We start from the raw sequence: 22,379 nt of genomic DNA, 5'->3' as shown, positions 1-22,379 counted from the left end.
GACTTCGCCCGAACGTCTTCATCTATCCAGCAAGCTCAAGCAGGGCCGGATATCGAAGGCTTCCTCGAATGGAGTCGAGATCGGAGTCGTTTTTGAACCATCGTTTCAGGTCCGGCCCAACCTCGCTCAGATAGATCTCCAGAAGGTCTATCGCCCGATCGATCTCGCCAAGTAACGAATAGACGCAAGCGGCGTTGTAGCGAGCGCTGTTGTCATTGGGATCAATCGACAGGGCCCTGCCCAACAATTCCAATGCGCGCTCCCGCTCACCGAGTGTTGCCAACGCTGCCGCTCCCAGTTGAGCTGGCTTCGAGTTCTCTGGATTCAACTTCAGCGCCTCTTCCGCCCGCCTTACGCCGAGGCGGGCATAATCCTCCGCCTCGCGCTCTCGCCCGAGCGAGCGCAACACATTCAACAGCAGGACTGGTGAAATGTAGTCGTCTGGCTTCAACTCCAGCGCCCGCACGTAATGTCGCGCTGCTCCATTAAAATCCCCGTCCGTAACGCAGTAGTCGGCGAAATGATAGTGCGCCTCGTGGCAGGTATCATCGAGCGACAAAGCGATCTCGAAACTCGCGAGCGCATCGGCGCGCCGATCGACAACCATCAACGCGAAGCCGCGCGCGGCGTGGGCCTCCGCCAGGTTCGGGTTGATCGACAATGCTCTGTCCAGGGTAGCGAGTATCTGCTCTAGCGAGACCGTGCCACCGTGCTTTGACTTGAGCCGACTGTCGCAATCCGCCAGGCCGGCATACGCTTGGGCGTAGAGAGGATCCAGTTCAATGGCCTTGGTGAACATTGCTCGCGCTGAAATAAGCGACGTTTTCGTTCCGAGATGGAAATGTTGACGGCCGCGGAGGTAGTGGGTGTAGGCCTCGACGTTGCGGGTGGGTGCAGTGTCGATTGCCTCCATCTCGAAGGGTAGAAGTTTCACCTTGAGCTGGTCTACGATCGTATGGGTGATTTCATCCTGCACGTCAAAAATGTCAGTCAACTCGCGATCGTATCGGTCGGCCCACAGGTGGCCACCGTCGCGGCCATCGATGAGTTGCGCCGTCACCCTTACCCTTTGTCCCGCCTTACGCACGCTGCCTTCAAGGAGGAACCTTACTCCCAGCTCTCGTGCAGCGTCCTGCAACTTCACCGGTTTTCCCTTGTAGGTGAAGACTGAGTTCCTGCCCACGACGAACAACGCGGAGATCTTCGATAGATCGGTAATGATGTCTTCGGTGATCCCGTCGGCAAAAAACTCCTGTTCCGGATCGTTGCTCATGTTCAGGAAAGGCAGAACCGCGATCGATGGCTTCCCAGAGGTTGGAGCTTCCGCATAGACCTGTGCCTGTTCTCCCGCCTGGATAACGTCGCTCTGCAGGGAGCCAACACCGAGATAGACGTTAAATACGCGGACCGGGCGGTCAATATTCTTCAGCGTTTGCTCGCCGATATCCTCGAACTGCAAATCGGGCTGCCCTTGCACGCTGTCACGCACGACGGCGGACACCGACACGCCCCCAGGCCGGGCAATGCTTTCGATGCGCGCAGCTACATTGACGCCGTCACCGTAAATGTCACCCTGATCAAGGATCACATCGCCGAGGTTGATGCCGATGCGAAACTCGATGCGTCGATCCTCCGGCACCTGCGCATTGCGCGCGAGCATATCGCGTTGGATATTGGTCGCGCATTCAACCGCCTTCACTGCACTGGGGAACTCAACGAGTACACCGTCACCAAGCAACTTGACAATGCGGCCGCCATGGGCTGCCACTTGGACGTCTATCGTTTCCCTCCGATGGGTCTTCAACGCCAGAAGTGTTCCGACCTCATTTGTGCTCATCAGGCGGCTGTAGCCAACGACGTCGGCCGCCAATATGGCTGCCAATCGACGCTCAACACGTTCATTTTCCATACTCATGTCCGTGCTCGTTGCCTCAGCTTCCGAAGATTATCAAGCCAGAGACAGCCTCTGATGTCTTTGCGTTTAGATGCCATCCGAACTTATCCGCTCGGCTGAGGAAGGCAATTGCCGTTTACCTCGATTGTTTGCGTCAGCGCTTCTAGAAGCCAGCGAGCCAGCATCGGGGTGGCCTGCCGATCACATCCGCCCTCTTCTGAAACCGGACGTATGTCGTCGACGCTGGCAGAATGGTGGCGACCTGTTTTCGCTTGCGGAGCTATCTTACGGCGGCGCGATCCGGGTCCCTCTATTGCATGAATGTTGGGTCGGTCATCTTGTCTGGTGCCGACAAGATTGACGCACACAAGAAGCACGGTCTTGGCGCGCATTGAATTCGGCCCTTTAGCAGAGCGAAATTCTTTCGGCGCTGATTTGCTTGGCGATCGGCCATCGTTGAGCAGGCCAGACCGGAGGGACGCCGAATGTTACATGCTCAGCTATCATGGCGCTCCATCAAATGCGCGCGCGGAAGTGCCGCGCTGGCATTTGCCGAAATGAAGGCGCTACCGTCCGGTAATCCCAGGAAACGCGATCAGCATGGCGACAGCAAGGATCTGTAACATGATGAACGGTACGAGAGCCCGAAAGATGATGCCCAGGGTAATGCCCGGAGGAGCGACCGACTTCAGGTAAAAGGCCGCCGGGCCAAAGGGGGGCGATAGGAACGACACCTGCATGTTCATACAGAAGAGAACGCCGAACCAAACTGGATCCATGCCAAGGGATTTGATGATGGGCACAAAGATTGGCATCGTCAAAAGTGCGATCCCGACCCAATCGAGAAAGGCGCCGAGCACGAACAGGATCAACATCATCACGAGCACGATCACCGTCGGATTGTCGGAAATGCCGGTGATCATCCCAGACACAAAATTCACGCCGCCCATCAGGTTATAGACGCCAACGATAGCGGTCGCACCGATACCGATCCAGACGATCATGCCAACGGTTGAAAGCGTCTGCATCGCCGCATCGCGCAGCAATTTGTATGAGAACTCTCCACGCAGAATGGTCGAAAGGATGACGCCGCCGACACCAATGGCGGAGGCTTCCGTGACGGACGCGACGCCCCCGTAGATCGAACCGAGAACGACGAACACGACGAGCACGGGAAGCGCAAGGCCTTTGAGAAGACGAAGCTTCTCTTCGTTCGGGATCGGCGTCGTATCGACCGGCGGCACCACGCCGGGCGTGAAGTAGGCGCGCACGAGGATATAAGCGACATAGAACATCGCCAGCATGAAGCCGGGCAAGAAGGCTGCGGTGAACAGCTCGCCGATGGACACGTTCGCGGTCAGTCCATAGATGATCAGGACGATGGAGGGCGGGATCATCGTTCCGAGCGACCCGCCCGCGCATACGACGCCGATCGCCAAGTTGCGGTCGTACCCGAGACGCAGCATTTGCGGTAGCGCGATAAGGCCGAGCAGCACGATCTCGCCGCCGATGATGCCGCTCATGGCGGCGAGGATTACCGAAACGAAGACGGTTTGCACAGCAACGCCGCCGCGAATGCGGCCGGCAAAGAGCTTCATGGCGTCGAAGAGATCGCGTGCGATGCCGGAGCGGTCGAGGATCGCAGCCATCAGCACGAACATCGGTACCGAAACGAACACGAAGTTCATCACGAAGGAATAAACCCGACTTGTGATGAGCGGGATCGACATAGGGCCGAACCAACCGAGCGCGAAGATGAGTGCAACGAGCAGCGTGACGAAGGCAAGCGGCATGCCCGAGAGCAGCAGCGCAACCATCATCACGAACATGAGCAGAGTGCCCCAGCCTATGCCGAGCGCCTGCAGATTGATGCTGAAATCAAGGAAATCGGCCATCGATCAGTCCTTTGAGGCTCGCTTGGCATAGTTGAAGGCAAGAATCAGGAATTGGACGACGAGCAGGATCATTACCACCAGGATGAAGATCTTGATCAGGGCCGGCGTCGGCGGGCTCCAGGCACTGCCGGTGGTCTCCAAGCGAACCTCGCCGGAAGGGGTGACCACGGCCCGTTCGACCATGTGGTAGGCGGCAAAGGCGAAGAAGCCGCTAGCGAGCGCGCTGACGAGGGAAATAACGACATCGGCGATCCGGCGCGTGCGTGGGGAGAAATGATCATAGAGCAAGACGACGCGAATATGGGTGTTGCGGGCGGTGCAATAGAGGCCGCCGAAGACGAAAGCCACACCGCAAAGGAAGACCGTCGTCTCGTGCGCCCAAATCGTCGGACGGTTCAACACGTAGCGCAAGAACACTTCCAAAAGTAGTATGAGTGCGGCAAGCACGATCCCGATGGCGAAAACATAGCCGACCTTGTCGATGAGGCGGCCGAGTACGCCCGCTTCAGGAACAGCCCCGACGACCTCACCGCCCGTAGCGGCGTCGGCCTCATCTGAAAACGTGTCTCTTGTCATGCCCCTCTCCCTCGGCACGAGAAAACGACGGCCCGGGCGGGCCGTCGCATGGTAGCGCTCAGAGCAGGCCCTTTTCCTTGAGATAGGAAGTCAGGGTGTCGAACACCTTCTGCGCCATCGGCGAGCGTTTCGCGATGTTCTCCCATTCGGCGACCCCAAGCTTGCGAAACTTGGCACGCTCCTCGGCAGACCAGTCATGGATCGTAATCGAGCCTTCGGCCTTGGCGGCTTCCACGGCCTTCTGGTCGGCGGCCTTCAGGCCGTTGATCTGGGTCTGCTGGAATTCCTTGACGGTTTCCTCAAGCATCTTCTTCAGGTCATCCGGCAGGGCGTCCCACTTCGCCTTGTTCATCGAGACCTCGACGAGCGGCAGCGAGTGGAAGCCCGGATACACCGGATGTTTCGCAACGCCATTGAGGCCCTGCGCCTGATTGACGGAAAACACGGAGTAATCGGCCGCATCTACAACGCCTTTATCGATCGAGGTGTAAACCTCGGAGGACGGCAGGTTGACCGGGGCAGCACCAGCAGCTGCAAAGACGTTGGCTATCGGACCTTCCGGGGCGCGCATCTTGAGCCCCTTCAAATCATCGACACCATCGAGAGGCACACGCGAAACGAAGGCTTCCAGGCCCGGCGTCGAAACGCCGATGAAATGCAGGCCGTAGGAGCCAAGCAATTCCTGCATGATCTCCTTGCCGCCCCCGTTCTCGACAAAGTCGATCATTTGCGCCGGATCGGACCAGGCTCCGACCGGATTGGAGATCAGGCCGAAGGCCGGATCCTTGCCAGCCCAGTAGGACGAATCGCAAATCTGTCCATCGAGAATGCCGCCGGCAACAGCATCAAGCGTTTCGTTATACTCCACGACCGAACCGACCGGCAAAAGTTCGATCTTCACCTTTCCGCCGGAGCGCTCGGCGACGAGGTCGGTCCAGCCCTTCTGATACTCGAAATTCGGATTGCCCGCTGGGTCCGAAGACTGAAAGCGGAACGAGAACTCCTGCGCAAACGCAGTGCCCGTAAGGCCGATCGTCGCGATGACGGCCAATGTGGTGCCAATAAGAAAACGCTTCATACTAAACTCCTCCCATGAGTCTTAACGTTGCTTTCAGATGACTAGCCCGTCGACGGCTCGGGCTTCTGGGGCTTCTGCACGCCCCAGGCAGCCTTGCCGGCGCGAACGGAAAACCGCACGTCGAGCAGCGCCGGATCGATCTCTTTCTCAAGCTGCTCCAGCATCTCGATCCCGTATGCCACCAACTCGTCCGAGGCAGCACACGCCTTCTCCTCCGAACCGGCAAGCATGAAATCCATGATAGCAAGATGCCGTTCGGCACTGCCGAGGATGCCCTCGCGGCCACTGATCTGATTGATATGCAGGAAGCCGATGCGACGTGCGATGGCGTGCAACGGACTGAGCACGCGGTCAAGGAACCGTTCTCCGGAAGCACGGATCACCAATCGATCGAAGGATTTGTCGATGGCGTTGAAGGCGTCCAGCGACAGGTCTGCAAGCTCTGCGGCGAGCTTTCGACGGAGGTAGTGTAAGGCTGCACGATCATTGGCCGTGATGTTCCGGATCGCTGTCGATGTCACGAAGCGATTGAGGTCGCGACGCAGTTCGGCGAGACGCTTTTCGCGCGACAGATCGATCGGTGCGACACGAAGGCCATTGCGCGGACGGACTTCCAGAAGCGTTTCCGCCGCGAGACGACGCACGGCCTGATGTACCGGCGTACGGCCAAGATCGACCATGACTTGAAGATCCTGCGTGCGGATTTCTTCGCCCGGGGCGATGCGCATAGCAACAAAAAGTTCTTCGATCCGTTCGTAAGCGATCGTCGTCAGGTCGCGGTTCTGCTCGAGTGCCCAGACCCCCTCCCCGCCGGCGGCGGGCGGCGCGTTTCGCGCTTTATCTTCTTTTTCCACCGACGCCGTCTCTTGCAAAAAATACACCCAGGGTCTATTGCAATCACCATGTGATATTTCACAGAATATCATTGCATGTCAATTGCAGCTCGCAGAAATCCGACAACAATTCGCCGCTCCATGCGTCGGGCGGCAGGAGGGGACACAGGTGAAGATCACGGCACTGGAAACGTTGCGGACGGAGGAATTCGCAAACGTCCTTTGGGTTCGCGTTCACACGGACGCCGGCATCATCGGCCTTGGTGAAACCTTTTACGGCGCTGGCGCGGTGGAAGCGCATATCCACGATACGCTTGCCGCTCGCCTTCTGGGGCAGGACCCGCTGCGCATCGAGGCACTGAACCGGGTCATGACCGACCTGCCGATGGCCCAGTCCTCGACGGGCGCCGAGTACCGCGCCGCATCGGCCATCGACATCGCGCTCTGGGACCTGTTCGGCAAGGTTTGCGACCAACCGGTGCACCAGATGCTCGGCGGCCTATGCACGGACAGGCTGCGCGTCTACAACACCTGCGCCGGATACGGCTATGTCCGCAGCAACAACATCCGCCCGGTCGACACCTGGAACCTCGGCGCTGCCGAAGGGCCTTACGAGGATCTGGCGGGTTTCATGGCAGATGCTGGGGCACTTGCCGAGAACCTGCTCGAAAGCGGCATTTCCGCCATGAAAATCTGGCCCTTCGACCCAGCGGCCCAGGAAAACCGCGGCCTCTTTATCTCCGCGGAGCAGATGAAAAAGGCAATCGAGCCCTTCGAAAAGATCCGCAAACGCGTCGGCGACCGCATGGAGATCATGGTCGAGTTCCATTCGCTATGGAACCTGCCGACCGCCAAGAAGATCGCCCGCGCGCTCGAACCCTACGCGCCGACCTGGTACGAAGACCCGATCCGGATGAACTCGCCGCAGGCGCTTGCCGAATACGCCGCGTCCACGGACGTTTGGGTCTGCGCCAGCGAAACGCTCGGCTCGCGCTTCCCCTACAAGGACATGCTGGAGCGTGACGCAACGCACGTAGCCATGGTGGACCTCTGCTGGACCGGGGGCCTCACGGAGGGCCGCAAGATCGCGGCGCTGGCCGACACCTATCATCGCCCCTTCGCCCCACATGACTGCACCGGTCCGGTCGGGTTCGCCGCCGCGATCCACGCCTCCTTCAGCCAGCCGAACACACTGATCCAGGAGTCTGTCCGCGCCTTCTATACCGGCTGGTACAAGGAACTGGTGACGGCCGTGCCCACCATCAAGGACGGCTACGTCCTGCCGATGGAGGGACCCGGCCTCGGCGTCGACCTTCTGCCAGCCGTTTTCGAGCGCTCCGACCTCACCTGCCGCAAGTCCGAACTGTAGGGAACCCGCCATGACGAACAGACTTTTCGATCTTTCCGGTCGCACCGCACTTGTAACGGGCTCGACACGCGGCCTCGGCAATGCCATCGCCCGGGGACTGGGCGACGCCGGCGCGCATATCGTGCTGAACGGCCGTTCTGCGGACGCAGTCGCAGAGGCGGCGAACAGTTTGCGCGGGGATGGCTATACCGTCTACGAGGCTGCGTTCGACGTGGTCAGCGAGGCCGATGTCGTCAAGACATTCGAGCGCTTCGATGCGGAAGGGCTGGCGATCGACATCCTCGTCAATAACGCCGGTATCCAGCATCGCCAACCAATGGTCGAACTTGCGCTTGCCGACTGGCAGCGTGTCATCGACACCAATCTCACCAGCGCCTTTCTCATCGGCCGCGAGGCCGCGCGACGCATGATCGGCCGGGGCCGCGGCAAGATCATCAATATCGGCTCTCTGACCAGTGAACTCGCCCGCGCCACCGTCATCCCCTATACGGTCGCCAAGGGTGGCGTGAAGATGCTGACGAAGGGCATGGCCGCAGAATGGGCAAAGGACGGCATCCAGGCCAACGCCATCGGCCCCGGCTACATGCTGACCGAAATGAACGAGGCCCTGATCAACAATCAGCAATTCGACGCCTGGGTAAAGGGCCGCACACCCGCCGCGCGCTGGGGCAAGCCTGAGGAACTGGTCGGCGCCGCCGTCTTCCTCGCTTCTCCCGCCTCCGATTACGTCAACGGCCAGATGATTTTCGTCGACGGCGGCATGCTGTCGGTACTTTAAGGAGGGATACATGCGCGCTGTTGTCGCACATGCAGCACACGATCTTCGCTTTGAGGATCGACCTGAGGAGACGGAACCCGGCGAAAGTGAAGTTCTCGTCCACGTCGCCGCCGGCGGTATCTGCGGCTCCGACCTCCACTATTATCATAATGGGGGCTTCGGCACGGTTCGTCTGCGCGAGCCAATGATCCTGGGACATGAGGCTTCCGGCAACGTCGCCGCACTTGGTATCGGCGTGACCGGCCTTGCGGTTGGCGACCTCGTCGCGATCAACCCGTCGCTGCCCTGCGGCGACTGCGAGGAATGCCAGCGCGGCTTGCGCAACCATTGCATCGACATGCTGTTCCGCGGCAGCGCTATGCGCTTTCCCCATGCGCAAGGGCTCTTTCGAGGGGCGCTGATCGTTCCGGCACACCTCCTCTATCCGGTTAGCCCCGGTGTTGGTGCCGGCCTTGCCGCATTGGCCGAACCCTTCGCGGTGTGCCTGCATGCCGTCAAGCAGGCAGGCTCGCTGCTTGGCAAGACGGTCCTCGTTTCGGGCTGCGGCCCGATCGGCTGCCTTACCATTGCAGCCGCCCGTCTCGCCGGGGCGCAGCGCATCATCGCCTGTGATGTCGTCACCGAACCACTGAGTGTCGCCGAACGCCTCGGCGCCGACGAGATCGTCATCAACGGCCCGGAGGCGACGGGCCTCGACCGCTACAAAGCCGGCAAGGGCCGGATAGACGTCGCGTTCGACTGCTCGGGTCATCCGGCGGCGGTCGCCACCGCCATCGAGTGCCTTCGCCCGCGCGGCACCCTCGTTGCTGTCGGCCTCGGCGGCGCGATGCCGTTTCCGCTTCCTTCCGTCGTCACCAAGGAACTCGTCGTTGCCGGTAGTTTCCGCTTCGACGCCGAATTCGGCGAGGCCGTGGGCCTGATCTCGAGCCGGCGTGTCGACCTTTCAGTGCTCATCAGCCACACCTATGCAGCGGAACGTGCCATCGAGGCGTTCGACCTGGCTGGCGACCGCAGCCAGGCCATGAAGGTTCAGTTGGCCTTTAATTGAGTCAGAATGGTCTTAAGGCTTGGGATGGCCCATATCCTTCCGCCGGTCCATTGACAAGGGATACACGGGATCCTGGAACGGCCGTGGCTGCACGGTTTCCAACATCGGATGGTGACGTGGTCGGATGGATGCGGCCGACCGTCACCACCCGAAAGTCGGCGCACGCCGGTTACATCAATTTATTCGCTCTTGCGGGTAGACCCCCCAGAGATCGGACTTTTCAACGTAGCCGTCGACACTGTCTCCCTTCGTAGCAACGTGGCACCACTCGTGCAAACACGACAACACGCGGACGCGGACCCTTGGCTCCAATTTCGCCTTCGCCGATCCGGTCTCGCTCGGTCGGGCTCTCAAGGAGGCCATACTTTTAAGCCATGGCGCCACAACCGCTGTGCGCGTGCTTGAGAGTAACGACTTGTGCATCCAACCGGTTATACCGTCGCAATCTCGAACTTGGCGCCAATATCCATACTCCTCGATGATTTCCAGCGGCAAACCTGGTGCTTGATAGAGCCATTCAATCGCATACTCAAAGGCCGGACCGATGCGCATGCGCGCGTTGTCCGCTTTGAGCGAAACGAATCTTGGGATCGGAAGACCGGTCTCGCGTCCTTTCCTCGCCCAGTCTGAAGACGTCGCTTCGGATGGTCTCGCGCTGGGAGCACTGGATGTAGTCCCAGCGATGAGCAAGTGCATCAAGCTTACAACCAGCAGCTTTCGAACCAACATTTCGTATATTCTCAAAGCACCACCTTCAATATATCACGGAATGATATTTAATCATGATTCAAGTCTCTGTCTAACTGCAGGCAGCAATTGATTGACGAGGGCCGGTGGCTTCAAAACGATTGGTCGGGCGGCCGTTGTTCAATTGACAGTTCGGCATGAGCTAAAGGGGATAGGATGATGCCGCGTGTTTTGATTGTGGAAGATGATCCAATAGTCGCCATTGAACTCGAACTCCTGGCAAACCAGCTTGGCTATTTCGTCGTGGGAATCGCGCGCAGCTTCGATAGTGCACGGATTTTCGCTTCTCGAGCCGACATTGCATTGGTCGACATGGACCTTGCGGATGGAGCGACCGGCCCACGTGTGGCGCAATATCTAAGCGATGAGTTCGGCGTTTCCGTCGTCATGGTTACGGGAGATGCAGAAGCACTTCAGGACGGCGTTTTAGGCGCGATCGGAGTGGTTTCAAAACCGGCGACTTCCAAGACGATAGAAAACCTGCTCCATTTTCTGAAAGCGCTTAGGAACGAGACGCCAGTAGCTCCCCCATTTGAGTTGAAGCTGTTTTCACGGAGTTGAGAAGCACGACTGATAAGGCCCGTTTGAACGGCCGTTGTTGACGTTCATGTGGTCCACGTATGAGAGCCGAACCATCAGCATCCTGATTATCTGCGCGAGTGCTGTCGCACCACTCAATCCGCGGTACTGACCAGCGCGCGCCCATATTCGCCGTCCATGCGTGCGCAAGCTAGCAGATGGCGTAATAGAGGCCCAGCGCCGTGAAATTGGCGACATGAAATCTCTGATCGCAGACCTCAAAAATCATCCGGCCGCCGCCAGCAACGCGCCGGATCTGCCTTCGTCAGCAGCCGGGAGCCCACAATAGACAGGGTACACCAGATGAAACCGTAGCGGTCAAGCAGAACTCGATCTGCAAGCATTTCAGGCGGCTGCAGAGCGAACATCGCTTCGGCGTCCAAGATCGACACCGGACCGCGGCCAGAAAAAAGACCCGCCGCAGAACACGGCGGGCCGAAGATCCGGAAATCTCTAAATTTTCATCTCTAGAATACGCCCTATGCAGTATATTATTCCGTGCACGGCGTATATTAGCCACAAAAAAACCACGAATCACACCCTGAATCGCCACAATCTCACGGGATTGTGAACGTCGGAACTCGGTTAACTCAACGTAAAGGGCAGTGACAGCAACGCCGCCAGGCCGCATGACGCCCCCTAAATTGCTTTCTCACCAACAACCTCTCGGTTGAGACTTGGCAACCTTTCCGGACTGGGGAACATCTGCAAGACCATCATGGCCTCGGTTCTCGACTGCGCGCCTCTCAAGCCGTCCAGAACGCGCGAGGACCTGAACGGTCGGCAGAGTTTGGCGAGCGCGGGCAGGAACCTCTGGTGCTCGTTCTTCGGCCAAAGCACCGCCAGGAATATGTCGACCGGCCTATCGTCGGGAGATAAGAAGTCGATGCCGCTGCGCAGCGTCATCAGCACTTTGGCAGGGGAACGCAAAGCCGGCACCAGCGCATGCGGTAGCGCGAATCCTCCTCCAAAGCCCGTCGAGCCGAGGGTTTCCCGAGCCTGAAGGGCCTCAATCAAATTCCGCACCTCGATGCCAGTCCGCTCAGACAGATCTTCAGTGATCGTGTGCAGCACCGATCGTCTATCAAAACACGGGGCTTTGATGATCAACTCTTGCTGCCAGTGGAAATCATCGATCTGCATTGCCCCTCCTTACCGGCTTATATGGGTCAGTTCCTCACAATGTGAGTTACGCGCTTACGATGAAACGATCGATCTCGAACGATAACAATCTCAGGCTCTTGGGGGTTCAATCAACTTCGTTCACGATCGGTCTACAAGCGCCCCTTTCCTTCCAACCATCACATGAGACCCGCGGAAATCGAGCGAATCGTCGCCTCGACCTTTATATCATATCGTGATATATGGTTAGTATACTCCGGAGGGAGGAGGTTCGCGGGCGAGATGGCCAGCATATGCCACCAGGTCATCACGCTCGCGACGCCGGAGGCCAAAACTCGAGGCGTGGGGCGAAGGATTGCCGATCTTCAGTCATAACAACTTCAGTATTCGGCCAGGCTATTTCTACCCTTCAGTGAATGCAGCGCCGACTGCGAACGGCGCGCTGAGCGGTTATCCACTTTCAAAGGTCAGTTCATGACAAGCAGGAGGCGTCGCAGGCTCTGCGCTCCGTTGCCCGACGACATCAATGTGAAGAGTGAATATATTGCCGATCAGCTCGGACTATCGTTGGGCGACTTCGAGCGCTATCACCACCTCGGTTTGATCTCCGTGAGTTTGGAAAAGGACCGGCACATGTGTTGCGGCCTGCGACATCTGAGAGTTTTCCTGGGAAGTCGGCTCTTTGAAGCCGTGATGGACGATGAAGGAACGGTCCTTTACGAAGCCTTGAGGAACCTTGGCGGAACGGGACGATCCAGCAGTTGAACGGACTGCATCCGGCCCTATCGAAGTCGGTTCGGCGTGCGAGTTGCGCCTGCCAACCAGCCAATTTCCATTGCGAACAACAGCTCCTGATGGCAAGTTTCAGCATCTTGCCGCGCAAACAAAGCCGGAACACTCATGCCCGATCCCAAGCGTAAACTCAAAATCCTGCGCCGCTCCAAGGTCGTGCTGGGTTCTCGCGGCCAGTGGCGCACAAGGCTTGTTTTTTGGTCAGGGGCTCTGGCAATTGGGATTGTCAGTGTCGGCTTCGCCGAACTTGCAGATCTTGCACAGAAGACGTTTGCCAGGTTCACTTCAGCGAGCAAATGGAGTTTTTGGGCACCGCTCGCGCTGACGCCCCTCGGCTTCATCCTGTCTGCGTATCTCGCGATGAGGTTCTTCCCCAACTCCCAGGGAAGTGGAATTCCTCAGGCGATCGCGGCACGCCATTTAGACGAGACCGAGCGGCCTTTCCTCCTGTCGCTGCGGATCGCTTTCGGAAAGATCGTTCTGACCATCCTTGGGCTCTCTTGCGGTGCCTCGATAGGGCGAGAAGGGCCAACGGTACAAGTCGGCGCGTCGATCATGCTTGCTGCCGCTCGCTTCGGCGAGCTCCCGCACGCGCGCGGGCTTATCCTGGCAGGTTCGGCAGCTGGAATTGCGGCGGCGTTCAACACGCCCTTGGCGGGAATCGTGTTTGCGATTGAGGAGATGAGTCGCGCTTACGAGTCCCGTTCGAATGGGGTTGTACTTAGTGCAGTGATCCTGTCGGGACTGGCCGCGCTCGGTCTTTCGGGCAGCTACACTTATTTTGGCGTTTCAAGCGTTGCTCCAGCGCATTTGCGCGACTGGGTTTTGATCATCGTGTGCGGAATTGGCGGAGGAGCGCTCGGGGCCGGGTTCAGTGGCCTTGCTCTTCACCTGGGCCAACGCATTCGGCGCTGGACCCAGCCGGCCCAGTTGAAGCGCACGATGGTTCTGGCAGGCCTTTGCGGACTGGGTGTTGCGGTGATCGGCATCACCTCGGGCGGCGCGACATACGGGACCGGGTACGAGCAGGCGCGGCATGCAATCGAAGGCAATCAGGCGCCACCTCTCTTTTTTATTCAGAAGCTTGTCGCGAGCTTCCTCTCGATGATTTCCACGATACCCGGCGGCATCTTCGCGCCGTCACTCTCGGTCGGGGCGGGTTTCGGAAGCACGGTCGGCCTCGTCCTGGGCACCAGCATCGGTCTTGGAGCGATTCTGGGCATGGCAGGCTACTTTGCAGGCGTCGTACAGGCGCCGATGACGGCCTTCGTCATCATCCTCGAGATGACCGGCGCCCACCAGGCGGTGATGCCCATCATGGCCGTTTCGATGATCGGTTATATCACATCACGAACTCTGTCGCGCGATCCGCTCTACCATGGCCTGTCGCGCGTCTTTGTGGCAGCGGCCATCCGGGCGCGGCGTGCCTCGCAGAAGGCAGATCAGACGCCGGAAGGGAAATGACGGTCGCGTCGGGCGCCACGGTCGCTACCCACCCGGGTCATTTTGCGATCAGTTGGCGCTCAACTAATTTAGCGCGTTTGCGCAAGCTCTCGAAGCCGGGTGAGCGATTCGGCCAGCAGTGGTTCGTTGGCGAGCATGGCGACCAGATGCCTTCTTGCCAGCGAGTCAACAGACGCCTCGCCCTTCGCGGTCAGGCCGACAAGGACACTTCGCTTGTCAACCGGCGACGGCGCTCGGTGCACGAGGCCGGCGGCCTCGAGCCGGTCGACGAGTTGAACTGCGCCGTTATGCTGGATCAGCATCTCTTCGGCGAGCCCTCTCATTCTGATACGGTTCTGGGGGGCGGTCTTGATGACCAACAGCGCCTGATACTGCTGCGACGTGATGCCCGCCCGCGACAGCTCGATCTCGCTACTGGCCAGAAAACGCCGCATGGCTAGTCTCACCCCAGCAAGGCCACTGAAGACTCCAGGGTCGAGCGGCTCCCCTGAACTGGCCCCAGAACCTGAAACCGCTGGTTTTACACGAACGCTGGAAGGCATCGAACGCATCCTTTATTTATATCATGACATGATATACAGTCACCGCAACTCCGTGGGGGAGCTTCGCGAGCGCGGCAAACATAGCTACTTCGGTGAACGCCATACATGCCGCGCTCGCGATTGTTAATTTTCAATCGTGTCATCGCGAGGGCGCAATTGAACGAGCTTATCGTAGTTGACGTTGGGGGTATGGATTTGCGAAGGGCGGCCGCGTCCCCATACGTGAAGGCGGCCATTTCCCTCGGCGCCAAATTGCGTGCGGGAGAGATAGTCCTATGACGCGCAAGAGATGGCAAGACGTGACGCAGCCTCCCTCGAAGGATCTTTTCATCGAGCCATCCTATATTGCCGACCAGCTTGGCGTTTCAGCCCGAGATTTCGAGCGGTACCGCAACCTCGGCCTGATCAACGTCACCGTCGAGTGCGGTTGTGGAGAACACCAGGACCTTAACCGCGTGAAGTGCTGCCTCGGCAATCGGGTCTGGGAAGCCATGGTCGACAGCGAAGGGGCCGTCGCCTTCGAAGCAACAACTTATCTTCGCGGGAAACTCGCGAAGTTGAGCCGAGGCCGATAGGCGAGCGCCTACCCGTCAACGAATTCGTTCCATTCCCGAGCGCTACGGATGATGGCCGTCATTCGGCGGGGGATTTTTCCAGATACGTCTGCCGGCGCCCCAAGACCCGTGGCCGAGATGTCAGATCGGTGACCGGGCCCTTTGTAACCGTTCGTTGCGCGATCGAAAGCACGCTGTCGAACAATTCGTCGCCTTCTGAAGATTTCGGCGCCGAGGAGGTGTGCATGACACTAATCACCGACGTACCAGGGCACCTGGTTCGAATGGTGGCGTGAAACGAGTTCTTAGCCTGCAGATCCAAAGCGCTGGTCGGCTCGTCAAGCAGCAGAAGACCGGGCTTAAGCAACAGAATGCGCGCGAGAATGAGCTTTTGCTTTTGTCCTCCGGATAAGAGCTGGTCCCAGGTCTGATTGGCTCGACCCTCATTGGCAAGGTCATCTATAAAATCGGCAAGCCCGACTTCCTCCAATATCGTTGCAACGTCCGCATCATTGTACGACTGCGTGGGATCGGGCAGGCAAACCAACTCCTTTAGCGACGTAGACGGCAGATAGACATCTTGCGCCGCATAGAGCGTGCGTACGTTTCTTGGCAGAATGATCGTGCCCCGTCCGTGCGGCCACAGGCGACTTATTGCTTTGAGCAAGGACGACTTGCCGCTGCCGGACTCTCCCAAAAGCAGCGCCCATTCGCCCCGCTCTACCCGCAGCCGATCCGTCGAAACAAAAGGCTCGGCCGCGCCCGGATGCATAAGTTCGACGTCCTGAATGGCAAGGCCAAGACGAGCCTCCTGGTTCTGGTAACGCAACTGCGAGCACCCGGTTCGCGCGTAGAATTCCTTTGGATGTTGGGTTTCTTCGATCGCCTCGGCAAGTTCTGTCACGCGTTTTGCGTTCGCCCGCAATCTCGCGATGTCGGGCATGACGTGAATGAACCAAGAGCAGTCGTTGATAACCGCATTCGCAAGCTCAGCTCCCGTAACGTAGCCTTGGAGACTGATCCTGCTTTCAGCATAAGGAAGAAGTCCGGGCGCATAAGCGATGATGCGCGAGGAGAAGAAATTGTAGACGAGCTCAAATCCCATATAGCCTGCGGTGAGGAAATTCAGGCCCGCCCACGTATGGTCGATGTCAGCATATCGTTGCCGGTTGATGCGGTTTTGCACGCCTTCGGCCTGAGTTGCAGCGACGTGGAAGCTCCGGTTCAAGAGCGTCGCGAGCTCTCGCCGATAACTTCCTTCTGCCCACTGCATCCTGACATCCAGCCGCTGTAGAATCGCGCCGAGCTTGACTGCAAGAAAGGTGTTGAGCGGCACGTAGGCCAGTACCGCTGCAAACGTAAGGCAAGCGCTGGCATAGCTCCCGAGGAACTCGAGCCCCGTGATTTCGGTGGAGTTCGCAATGATTTTCCCGCCGACAAAATAAAGCGAGAGCGTAACGCCCGCGATCCCCATCGCAAGGCCGATGGCGCCCCCGGTCAAACCCTTGATCGACTCCTGAATACGCTGATCAAGATTGTCGGGCACCGCCGCCGTGGAAGGGGTTGCTTCCGCGGCGCCGTTCTGGAGGTGGAAATGCGTATGGTTGCAGTCGAGGATCGCGCGGTTGAAGCGCTCGTCGAGCCACGCCCGCCATTTCCGATGAAGTGTTGTGGAGAAGTAGTGGCGGACCGCGATGAACCCGATCTCCTTGAGAACGACAATCGCGACCAGGGTAGCGGCACTGTTGAGGAGCGCGCGAAGGGTGGAGGGGTTTTGCGGGTGATGGAGAAAGGCGATTGCACTGATGAGATCCCCGGACGCTTCGGCGAACCAAACGCTTGCCATGGCCGATAACGCGGTCAGTACCACGATTATGGCTGCCAGCCCCCAGGCCTCCTTCCACCTCTCGGAGAACCAGTACGCACCCATGAGCCCCCAAAAACCGCGCATTGACGACACTGGGGTCAATTGTGACCGAATTTCACTGGACCGCTTATGCCAGTTCAATAAATCCTCCTGGTAAGTATGCTTAGACGCCTCTCAATCTGCTGAAGACCCAGTTGACCGAAAGCGTAACAGCCGTACGCAGTTGCGCCTAAATTAGCATCATAGTGAAGCATGTTGTGGCCCCTGCCTAGCCGTTCCGCAGAATTGATTTGTCGCAGCGTCCTTTTTGCGACATCAATCCACCGACAATCGCCGCCGCGCCAAACGCGGCGACACCTTGTTGTCATCAAAGGCGATCGCAAAGGTCGTTCAGCACGAAAAAATACCAGAGTTTGACGGTCACGATTTCCAGGAACATGCCCTCCTTGCCCTTGCTAGCGACAATGGCACCAGCAAGGCGCATGTGCACACCAACAAGGATGAATTATCCAAAACGCGCAGATCCATATGGCAGGCTGAAGAAATAGCCGCGGCAACCGGGCAGCCTGTCGGGTGCGCGCTCGCGATGGCCAATCACTCCGCAGAGCGCGCTTTTGGCAGGTCTCAGATCGACATCCAGCAACAGTTCGAGCAGGATCAATCAAAGTGAACTGCTCGTCGGCACTTCGGCGGCAAGAGGTAGTTCCTTGAGGTCGATCAGTGCCTTCGCGCAGACATTGGCGGCGTTGGGAACCGGCGAGAGCAGGCCGTCAACTGAAGCCCATCCGCCATTGGTGATGAAGTCGTCCCGCTCCCAGCTGGATTTGGACTTGAGCTCCTTCAGATTCTCAGCTGCGTTGGCCGCTGAGACGAAGTTGTGAACGCATATGTTCGAGATCAACTCCGCACGAGCCGTCCGGACCGCTTGATCTGCCATCACGGACGCTCCGCCAGCGGTCATCCAGCCGCCAAAAGTGAAACCGACAATCATGGTGAGCAAAGATGCCCCAACGGTCGACCAGAACCAGACCTTCTTGGTGGGTTGATACTCGGACCACGTTCCATTGTTACCCTGGGTCATAGCATCCTCCTTTGAATTATATATCATAGCATGATATAAACCGGATCGCAGCACGCTTCCAACGCCCGTAGCGTCATAAAGTCCGGCTATCCGGGGCGGAAACGACATGCCAACGCTGAGCCGTTGTTGCCATCAGAACCCGAAGACCGAGAGGGTCCTCGCCGCGATCAACTTCTCCAGAAAAAAGGTGAGACCAAAACCAGGACAGTCATCACCTCCAGGCGCCCCATGATCATCAGCACGGATAAGATAGCCAGAGCGGGATCGGACATCGTGGAGAAGTTCCCCGCTGGTCCGACGACAGGCCCCAAGCCAGGCCCCACGTTGGACAATGCCGTGATGACCGAAGAGGCCGCGGTCATGAAATCATAGCCAAGGGCTCCAAGCGCCAATGTTCCGAAGGCCCAAAGCACGATGAAGACGGCAAAGAAAAGAAACACCGCTCGTTGCAACTCTGGATCCACAGTCGCGCCCCCGTACCGCACAGGTGTGACAGTGTTCGGGTAAAGAATTTGCGTGATCAAGGGCCTGACTGCGCCGAATAGAATGACGAACCTGTAAGCTTTGATCCCGCCTGCGGTCGAGCCGGAACACCCGCCGGCAAATGTCGCAAAAAATGCCAGAGCGACGGCGAAGGGACCCCACAACGTATAATCTTCGCTTGCATATCCCGAGGTCGACAGAATCGATGCCAGATTGAAGAAGGAATGGGATAAGGCCATTTCAAACGGCACGCCGTTGTAAACCCGATGATAAGCCGCCAGCGCCATGGCCATGACCGCGAGGTAGCCAAGAAACACCAGGATTTGCGGATCCCTCAACGCCGTTGTACTGCGTTTGACCATAAAGAGGATCAGCACGGAAAATGGCAGGCTGCACAGGGTCATGAAGAAGGTTGATGCCCACAGGAGTGGAACGCTGTCATAATGCCCAAACGAGGCATCATGCGTCGAAAACCCACCGGTCGCGACTGTCGTCATTGCGTGGTTCAGCGCATCAAACTGCGTCATCCCGAATTGGTGGTAGGCAACAGAGCACGCCAAAGTGATCACTACATAGATCACCACGAACGCCCGCATGAACGTTGCAATCCTTGCAAAGACCTTCTCGTTCGTATCGGACGATTCCATCCGCAGAAATGATATTCCACCCACGCGCAAGAAGGGCATTACGAATAGGCCAAGGGCGACAATGCCAATGCCGCCGAACCATTGCAGCATCGACCGCCAGAGGAGCACCCCAGGCGCGCTGTGGTCCAGCCCGACCATGACCGTCGAACCGGTTGTCGTGACTGCGGACACGGATTCAAATACCGCCTGCATCAGGTTCAGATCCTTTGATGACAGCCAAAGAGGAACTGCGCCGACGAGAGAGAAGAGCAACCAAAGCAGGTTCACCAGCAGGAAACCCATTTTTCGGTTAAGCTGCGGCGGCACATCCCGGGTCGCCAAGGCAGCGGCAGCGAAGAAGGCGCCGCAAAAAACGCCCGCACGCGCAAAAACGATCCAATCCCGGTGATCGCTGTAAAAGTCTGCAAACGCCGGAACCAGCATTGCGCAGGACAAATAAAACCCGAATATCGCAGATATATGAACTGCTGACCTATAGGCTTGCGGTGACATGGCTACGCTTCGATCAGAAATGATGAATGCGGCGTGTTTGAACCAGCCGATCGCTGGCAAGGCATCGTTTGCACCACAGTCATGAGTACGCATTTCGGGCCGATCATCAATTTTCCTTCGCCTTGGTTACCGCCATTATTCGGTCAGCCTCTCACCCGTTCCAGTTGCTCAATGACACGGACGGCGTCATCAATCCCGCCTTCGTCGCGCATTTGAGAGCTCAGCTGCCGGACCTTCTCCCGCACACACGGGATATCCATTGAGTGCATTGAAGCCGCGAGCTCCTCAACCGACAGGCGCTTCACCTTAACGGGAGGGGGCCCGGCGCCCAGATCGTGAACGCGCCTTGCCCAAAAATGCCCCTCGCTAAAGACTGGATAGATCGCGCTCGGCTTGCCGGCGCGCAGCGCCGCGGCTGTTGTTGCGGCTCTCCCATGATGAAAGATCATATCGGCCCTTGTGAAAACCTGCTCCAGCGGCACGTCAGAAACGGCCAGCACTTCGGATGATCGCAAGATGCCAACTGGTCTGCCTGCCGTTGCAAGGAGCACCCGCTTGCCAACCATCCTCGCCGCCGTCACCGCCGTGGAAGCAAAGTCGTGAACGAGCTCCTCGGGCATGTCGGCGAGCGCCACACAGACCGGCGGCGGGCCGTCCGTCAGGAATGTTTCCAGTTCAGCAGAGAGCCTGCGTTCGGGCTCCTCGGGCCACCACGCGCCGGTGACATGGATGTGCGGCCCCCAATCCCTGGGAACAGGCACCAGATGCCGGCTATAGGCGTACAGCTTGCGATCGGGAGCGTGATGCGAGTTTGGACGCTCGGGCAATCCGAGCGTTTTTCGTCTCCATTTCAGGATCGGTTTGCGAAACAGACGCGTGAAGTGCTGCTCGGCTACCGTGTGGCTCAACCTGTTGAGAGGACCAAGCGTTCGCCAAGGCACGGTCGGTGTCGGAAATGCCGATGTTGGGGTAAGGACAGGAAGAGGCGATGCCATGATCGTACGACAGCCGACACGCTCCGCCATATGAGGCGATGCTATCGAATTCGGGTGGTAAACTATCAGATCAGGCCAGAAGGTATGGGCCGCACGCCACTCACTCTGAATCAGATCGTCGGTGAGCGCATGAATTCGATGCGCAACACGGTCATTTGCCAGGCCCCCGGCCGCCAAAACGCGCCGGCCTTCTTGCGTCTCTGAAAGTGCCAGCAGATCGTCTGGCAACGACTCATAGAGCACCCCATGTCGCAATGCCACCTGGCTAAAGCGCCGCGGTCCCGCCAGCTGGACTGAACAACCCTTGAGCTGCAACCTCCTGGCCAGTGCGATATAGGGTTCGACGTCGTCGAGTGCGCCAAAAACGTGAATACCTATGCGCAAGTTTGTCCCTTCAAAGTTTCGGTGACGGGCATTTCACCTTCAGCCCGCCAACCCGCACCGGGTCACGACCGACGGAAGATGAAAAAGGCGTTCAAGAACATCGACCAAGGGCTTGGGGCAGGTTCAGCCACGGCGCGCACACATTCCGCGACGGTCCCCGACCGAACGGTTTCACCGGTGTGACAGCTGCACACCAGCTGATGCATTTCAAGGTCGCTCAATTCGAAGAAACGCTTTGCTTCACCGTAGCTGTCATCTTTCAGACCTTGCTTTCGAAGCAGAACATCTTCGAAAGCTACCTCAAGCGGTGAGCCTTCGCGCCGCATCGAATCGCGTGTCGAAATCGGCTGAAATTCCGTCTCGAAAAGAGTATTGAGCCGCTGGTCAGGCGTCTGGTCTAGAAGTTCTGCCCACCGCTGAAGCCGCTCCTCGCGTGTCAAAGCATGCTCCTGCATGTCTTCGCGCACGTCGGCAATCCCCATAAGTCGTTCACGAGATTGGTGTTTCATGGCCGCCTCCTTGAGATACCTTGTCATTCGCCAGCGCTCTTTCTCCACTCAACGTGAAAGCCGCTCGCGTGTTCAAAAGTATATCATAAGATGATCTTTGTTTCGATACGAAGAGAACATGCGCGAGTTCCGCCAGCGCCAGTAGGCACCCAGGAAGGAAATTGAGCCAATTCTCAAAATTTTATCACCGAAGTCGGCTGATCCGCAGGACAAGATGGTCCGCATCGACCACACTTTCCGCGATCCGGCGAACTCGCTCAACGTGCTCGCGCGACTCGACCGTTCCTTCGATAACGACGAGATCGCCAACCGCCCGCAAAGACAAGCTCTGTAATTCGCTTGACGCATCATCGGCGAGGGCAATTTTGATGGATGAGATAAGGTGCGTGGCGTCCACACCGTGAGCCCCACGACATCGTGATGAAGGTGGGATCAGAATCATCGACCGCTCCTTTATTGTTCAACTCCTCTGTAGTGGGTCTTGTTCCCTCTCAAGCTTACGTAATCGTATGGCAACTTGCTTGTATCCATCCGAGCAGGGCCGCAGGATTTTGAGCGCCGCGCGTGGTAACGTCGGTTCATGGAGATCGATGAGGACAAGATCGACGATGCCGTTTTGGCGCTGTTATGGCTGACGGTGCATAACGAGC

21 protein-coding genes and 1 pseudogene are annotated in these 22,379 nt (G+C 58.3%); 8 read left to right on the top strand and 14 right to left on the bottom strand.

Going from position 1 to position 22,379, the window contains the following annotated elements; translation table 11 throughout:
* Nucleotides 1–22: 22 nt before the first annotated feature.
* The 5 genes from ACQ5BM_RS33595 to ACQ5BM_RS33575 form a co-directional block, all read right to left on the bottom strand.
* A complete protein-coding gene (locus ACQ5BM_RS33595; RefSeq protein ID WP_429820483.1) occupies nucleotides 23–1,909 on the bottom strand; it encodes a TPR end-of-group domain-containing protein in 1,887 nt (628 codons plus the stop codon).
* A 551-nt stretch (nucleotides 1,910–2,460) separates the two neighbouring features.
* Complete coding sequence (locus ACQ5BM_RS33590; protein WP_429820481.1) at nucleotides 2,461–3,789, bottom strand: TRAP transporter large permease; 1,329 nt, start codon at nucleotides 3,787–3,789, stop codon at nucleotides 2,461–2,463.
* Between the two features lie 3 nt (nucleotides 3,790–3,792).
* Nucleotides 3,793–4,365: a TRAP transporter small permease subunit gene (locus ACQ5BM_RS33585; RefSeq protein WP_429820479.1), complete on the bottom strand. Its 573-nt coding sequence runs from the start codon at nucleotides 4,363–4,365 to the stop codon at nucleotides 3,793–3,795.
* Nucleotides 4,366–4,423: 58 nt separating this feature from the next.
* Nucleotides 4,424–5,443: a TRAP transporter substrate-binding protein gene (locus ACQ5BM_RS33580; RefSeq protein ID WP_429820477.1), complete on the bottom strand. Its 1,020-nt coding sequence runs from the start codon at nucleotides 5,441–5,443 to the stop codon at nucleotides 4,424–4,426.
* Nucleotides 5,444–5,484: 41 nt separating this feature from the next.
* Nucleotides 5,485–6,297: a GntR family transcriptional regulator gene (locus ACQ5BM_RS33575; protein ID WP_429820476.1), complete on the bottom strand. Its 813-nt coding sequence runs from the start codon at nucleotides 6,295–6,297 to the stop codon at nucleotides 5,485–5,487.
* Nucleotides 6,298–6,445: 148 nt separating this feature from the next.
* On the opposite strand from ACQ5BM_RS33575, the gene ACQ5BM_RS33570 reads away from it, so the two are divergent.
* The 3 genes from ACQ5BM_RS33570 to ACQ5BM_RS33560 are packed head-to-tail and all read left to right on the top strand — an operon-like array spanning nucleotide 6,446 to nucleotide 9,471.
* A complete protein-coding gene (locus tag ACQ5BM_RS33570; protein ID WP_429820474.1) occupies nucleotides 6,446–7,645 on the top strand; it encodes a mandelate racemase/muconate lactonizing enzyme family protein in 1,200 nt (399 codons plus the stop codon).
* Between the two features lie 10 nt (nucleotides 7,646–7,655).
* A complete protein-coding gene (locus tag ACQ5BM_RS33565) occupies nucleotides 7,656–8,423 on the top strand; it encodes an SDR family oxidoreductase (protein WP_429820472.1) in 768 nt (255 codons plus the stop codon).
* A 10-nt stretch (nucleotides 8,424–8,433) separates the two neighbouring features.
* Nucleotides 8,434–9,471 (top strand): L-idonate 5-dehydrogenase, encoded by a 1,038-nt coding sequence (locus ACQ5BM_RS33560; RefSeq protein ID WP_429820470.1) that lies wholly within the window; start codon nucleotides 8,434–8,436, stop codon nucleotides 9,469–9,471.
* A 174-nt stretch (nucleotides 9,472–9,645) separates the two neighbouring features.
* On the opposite strand, the gene ACQ5BM_RS33555 is transcribed toward ACQ5BM_RS33560, so the two are convergent.
* Nucleotides 9,646–10,167, bottom strand: coding sequence for an SH3 domain-containing protein (locus ACQ5BM_RS33555; RefSeq protein ID WP_429820551.1), 522 nt, complete (start codon nucleotides 10,165–10,167; stop codon nucleotides 9,646–9,648).
* A 210-nt stretch (nucleotides 10,168–10,377) separates the two neighbouring features.
* Here ACQ5BM_RS33555 and ACQ5BM_RS33550 point away from each other — a divergent pair, with 210 nt between their 5' ends.
* Entirely contained in the window at nucleotides 10,378–10,779 is a 402-nt protein-coding gene (locus ACQ5BM_RS33550; protein ID WP_429820469.1) for a response regulator, read from the top strand.
* 657 nt (nucleotides 10,780–11,436) lie between these two features.
* On the opposite strand, the gene ACQ5BM_RS33545 is transcribed toward ACQ5BM_RS33550, so the two are convergent.
* A complete protein-coding gene (locus ACQ5BM_RS33545; RefSeq protein ID WP_429820467.1) occupies nucleotides 11,437–11,940 on the bottom strand; it encodes a PTS sugar transporter subunit IIA in 504 nt (167 codons plus the stop codon).
* Nucleotides 11,941–12,819: 879 nt separating this feature from the next.
* Here ACQ5BM_RS33545 and ACQ5BM_RS33540 point away from each other — a divergent pair.
* Entirely contained in the window at nucleotides 12,820–14,175 is a 1,356-nt protein-coding gene (locus ACQ5BM_RS33540) for a chloride channel protein (protein ID WP_429820465.1), read from the top strand.
* Between the two features lie 68 nt (nucleotides 14,176–14,243).
* Here the strand turns inward: ACQ5BM_RS33540 and ACQ5BM_RS33535 are convergent, their stop codons facing one another.
* Nucleotides 14,244–14,609: a MarR family winged helix-turn-helix transcriptional regulator gene (locus ACQ5BM_RS33535; protein ID WP_429820463.1), complete on the bottom strand. Its 366-nt coding sequence runs from the start codon at nucleotides 14,607–14,609 to the stop codon at nucleotides 14,244–14,246.
* A gap of 383 nt (nucleotides 14,610–14,992) precedes the next feature.
* Between ACQ5BM_RS33535 and ACQ5BM_RS33530 the strand changes: the two genes are divergently transcribed.
* Nucleotides 14,993–15,292, top strand: coding sequence for a hypothetical protein (locus ACQ5BM_RS33530; protein WP_429820461.1), 300 nt, complete (start codon nucleotides 14,993–14,995; stop codon nucleotides 15,290–15,292).
* Nucleotides 15,293–15,350: 58 nt separating this feature from the next.
* Here ACQ5BM_RS33530 and ACQ5BM_RS33525 read toward each other — a convergent pair whose 3' ends face one another.
* Nucleotides 15,351–17,279, bottom strand: a complete 1,929-nt coding sequence (locus ACQ5BM_RS33525; protein WP_429820459.1) for an ABC transporter ATP-binding protein/permease — start codon at nucleotides 17,277–17,279, stop codon at nucleotides 15,351–15,353.
* 166 nt (nucleotides 17,280–17,445) lie between these two features.
* Here ACQ5BM_RS33525 and ACQ5BM_RS33520 point away from each other — a divergent pair, with 166 nt between their 5' ends.
* Nucleotides 17,446–17,808 carry a hypothetical protein gene (locus ACQ5BM_RS33520; RefSeq protein ID WP_429820458.1) on the top strand — a complete coding sequence of 121 codons (363 nt, stop codon included), beginning with the start codon at nucleotides 17,446–17,448 and terminating at the stop codon, nucleotides 17,806–17,808.
* Here the strand turns inward: ACQ5BM_RS33520 and ACQ5BM_RS33515 are convergent.
* From ACQ5BM_RS33515 to ACQ5BM_RS33495, 5 genes are all read right to left on the bottom strand, one after another.
* Nucleotides 17,800–18,219, bottom strand: coding sequence for a hypothetical protein (locus ACQ5BM_RS33515; protein ID WP_429820457.1), 420 nt, complete (start codon nucleotides 18,217–18,219; stop codon nucleotides 17,800–17,802). The genes ACQ5BM_RS33520 and ACQ5BM_RS33515 overlap by 9 nt on opposite strands.
* A gap of 167 nt (nucleotides 18,220–18,386) precedes the next feature.
* The gene (locus ACQ5BM_RS33510; RefSeq protein ID WP_429820549.1) at nucleotides 18,387–19,841 is read right to left on the bottom strand and encodes a TrkH family potassium uptake protein; all 1,455 of its coding nucleotides are present in this window, start codon (nucleotides 19,839–19,841) and stop codon (nucleotides 18,387–18,389) included.
* Nucleotides 19,842–19,984: 143 nt separating this feature from the next.
* Entirely contained in the window at nucleotides 19,985–21,220 is a 1,236-nt protein-coding gene (locus ACQ5BM_RS33505) for a glycosyltransferase (protein WP_429820455.1), read from the bottom strand.
* Nucleotides 21,221–21,282: 62 nt separating this feature from the next.
* A complete protein-coding gene (locus tag ACQ5BM_RS33500) occupies nucleotides 21,283–21,729 on the bottom strand; it encodes a hypothetical protein (protein ID WP_429820453.1) in 447 nt (148 codons plus the stop codon).
* 184 nt (nucleotides 21,730–21,913) lie between these two features.
* Nucleotides 21,914–22,171, bottom strand: a complete 258-nt coding sequence (locus ACQ5BM_RS33495; RefSeq protein WP_429820451.1) for a hypothetical protein — start codon at nucleotides 22,169–22,171, stop codon at nucleotides 21,914–21,916.
* A gap of 138 nt (nucleotides 22,172–22,309) precedes the next feature.
* Here ACQ5BM_RS33495 and ACQ5BM_RS33490 point away from each other — a divergent pair.
* Nucleotides 22,310–22,379 (top strand): annotated as a pseudogene (locus ACQ5BM_RS33490) (DUF6429 family protein); the annotation flags it as partial.

Origin of the sequence: Ensifer sp. B1-9 (assembly GCF_050474445.1) — a bacterium.
Lineage (GTDB): Bacteria > Pseudomonadota > Alphaproteobacteria > Rhizobiales > Rhizobiaceae > Ensifer.
This window is presented reverse-complemented; position numbering and strand designations above follow the sequence as displayed.

What these genes read in the sequence shown, in the direction of transcription:
- ACQ5BM_RS33595 (WP_429820483.1), bottom strand. Translation starts at nt 1,909, where the DNA reads ATGGAAAATGAACGTGTTGAGCGTCGATTGGCAGCCATATTGGCGGCC.
- ACQ5BM_RS33590 (WP_429820481.1), bottom strand. Translation starts at nt 3,789, where the DNA reads ATGGCCGATTTCCTTGATTTCAGCATCAATCTGCAGGCGCTCGGCATA.
- ACQ5BM_RS33585 (WP_429820479.1), bottom strand. Translation starts at nt 4,365, where the DNA reads ATGACAAGAGACACGTTTTCAGATGAGGCCGACGCCGCTACGGGCGGT.
- ACQ5BM_RS33580 (WP_429820477.1), bottom strand. Translation starts at nt 5,443, where the DNA reads ATGAAGCGTTTTCTTATTGGCACCACATTGGCCGTCATCGCGACGATC.
- ACQ5BM_RS33565 (WP_429820472.1), top strand. Translation starts at nt 7,656, where the DNA reads ATGACGAACAGACTTTTCGATCTTTCCGGTCGCACCGCACTTGTAACG.
- ACQ5BM_RS33560 (WP_429820470.1), top strand. Translation starts at nt 8,434, where the DNA reads ATGCGCGCTGTTGTCGCACATGCAGCACACGATCTTCGCTTTGAGGAT.
- ACQ5BM_RS33555 (WP_429820551.1), bottom strand. Translation starts at nt 10,167, where the DNA reads ATGCACTTGCTCATCGCTGGGACTACATCCAGTGCTCCCAGCGCGAGA.
- ACQ5BM_RS33550 (WP_429820469.1), top strand. Translation starts at nt 10,378, where the DNA reads ATGCCGCGTGTTTTGATTGTGGAAGATGATCCAATAGTCGCCATTGAA.
- ACQ5BM_RS33545 (WP_429820467.1), bottom strand. Translation starts at nt 11,940, where the DNA reads ATGCAGATCGATGATTTCCACTGGCAGCAAGAGTTGATCATCAAAGCC.
- ACQ5BM_RS33540 (WP_429820465.1), top strand. Translation starts at nt 12,820, where the DNA reads ATGCCCGATCCCAAGCGTAAACTCAAAATCCTGCGCCGCTCCAAGGTC.
- ACQ5BM_RS33535 (WP_429820463.1), bottom strand. Translation starts at nt 14,609, where the DNA reads ATGCGGCGTTTTCTGGCCAGTAGCGAGATCGAGCTGTCGCGGGCGGGC.
- ACQ5BM_RS33530 (WP_429820461.1), top strand. Translation starts at nt 14,993, where the DNA reads ATGACGCGCAAGAGATGGCAAGACGTGACGCAGCCTCCCTCGAAGGAT.
- ACQ5BM_RS33515 (WP_429820457.1), bottom strand. Translation starts at nt 18,219, where the DNA reads ATGACCCAGGGTAACAATGGAACGTGGTCCGAGTATCAACCCACCAAG.
- ACQ5BM_RS33510 (WP_429820549.1), bottom strand. Translation starts at nt 19,841, where the DNA reads ATGTCACCGCAAGCCTATAGGTCAGCAGTTCATATATCTGCGATATTC.
- ACQ5BM_RS33500 (WP_429820453.1), bottom strand. Translation starts at nt 21,729, where the DNA reads ATGAAACACCAATCTCGTGAACGACTTATGGGGATTGCCGACGTGCGC.
- ACQ5BM_RS33495 (WP_429820451.1), bottom strand. Translation starts at nt 22,171, where the DNA reads ATGATTCTGATCCCACCTTCATCACGATGTCGTGGGGCTCACGGTGTG.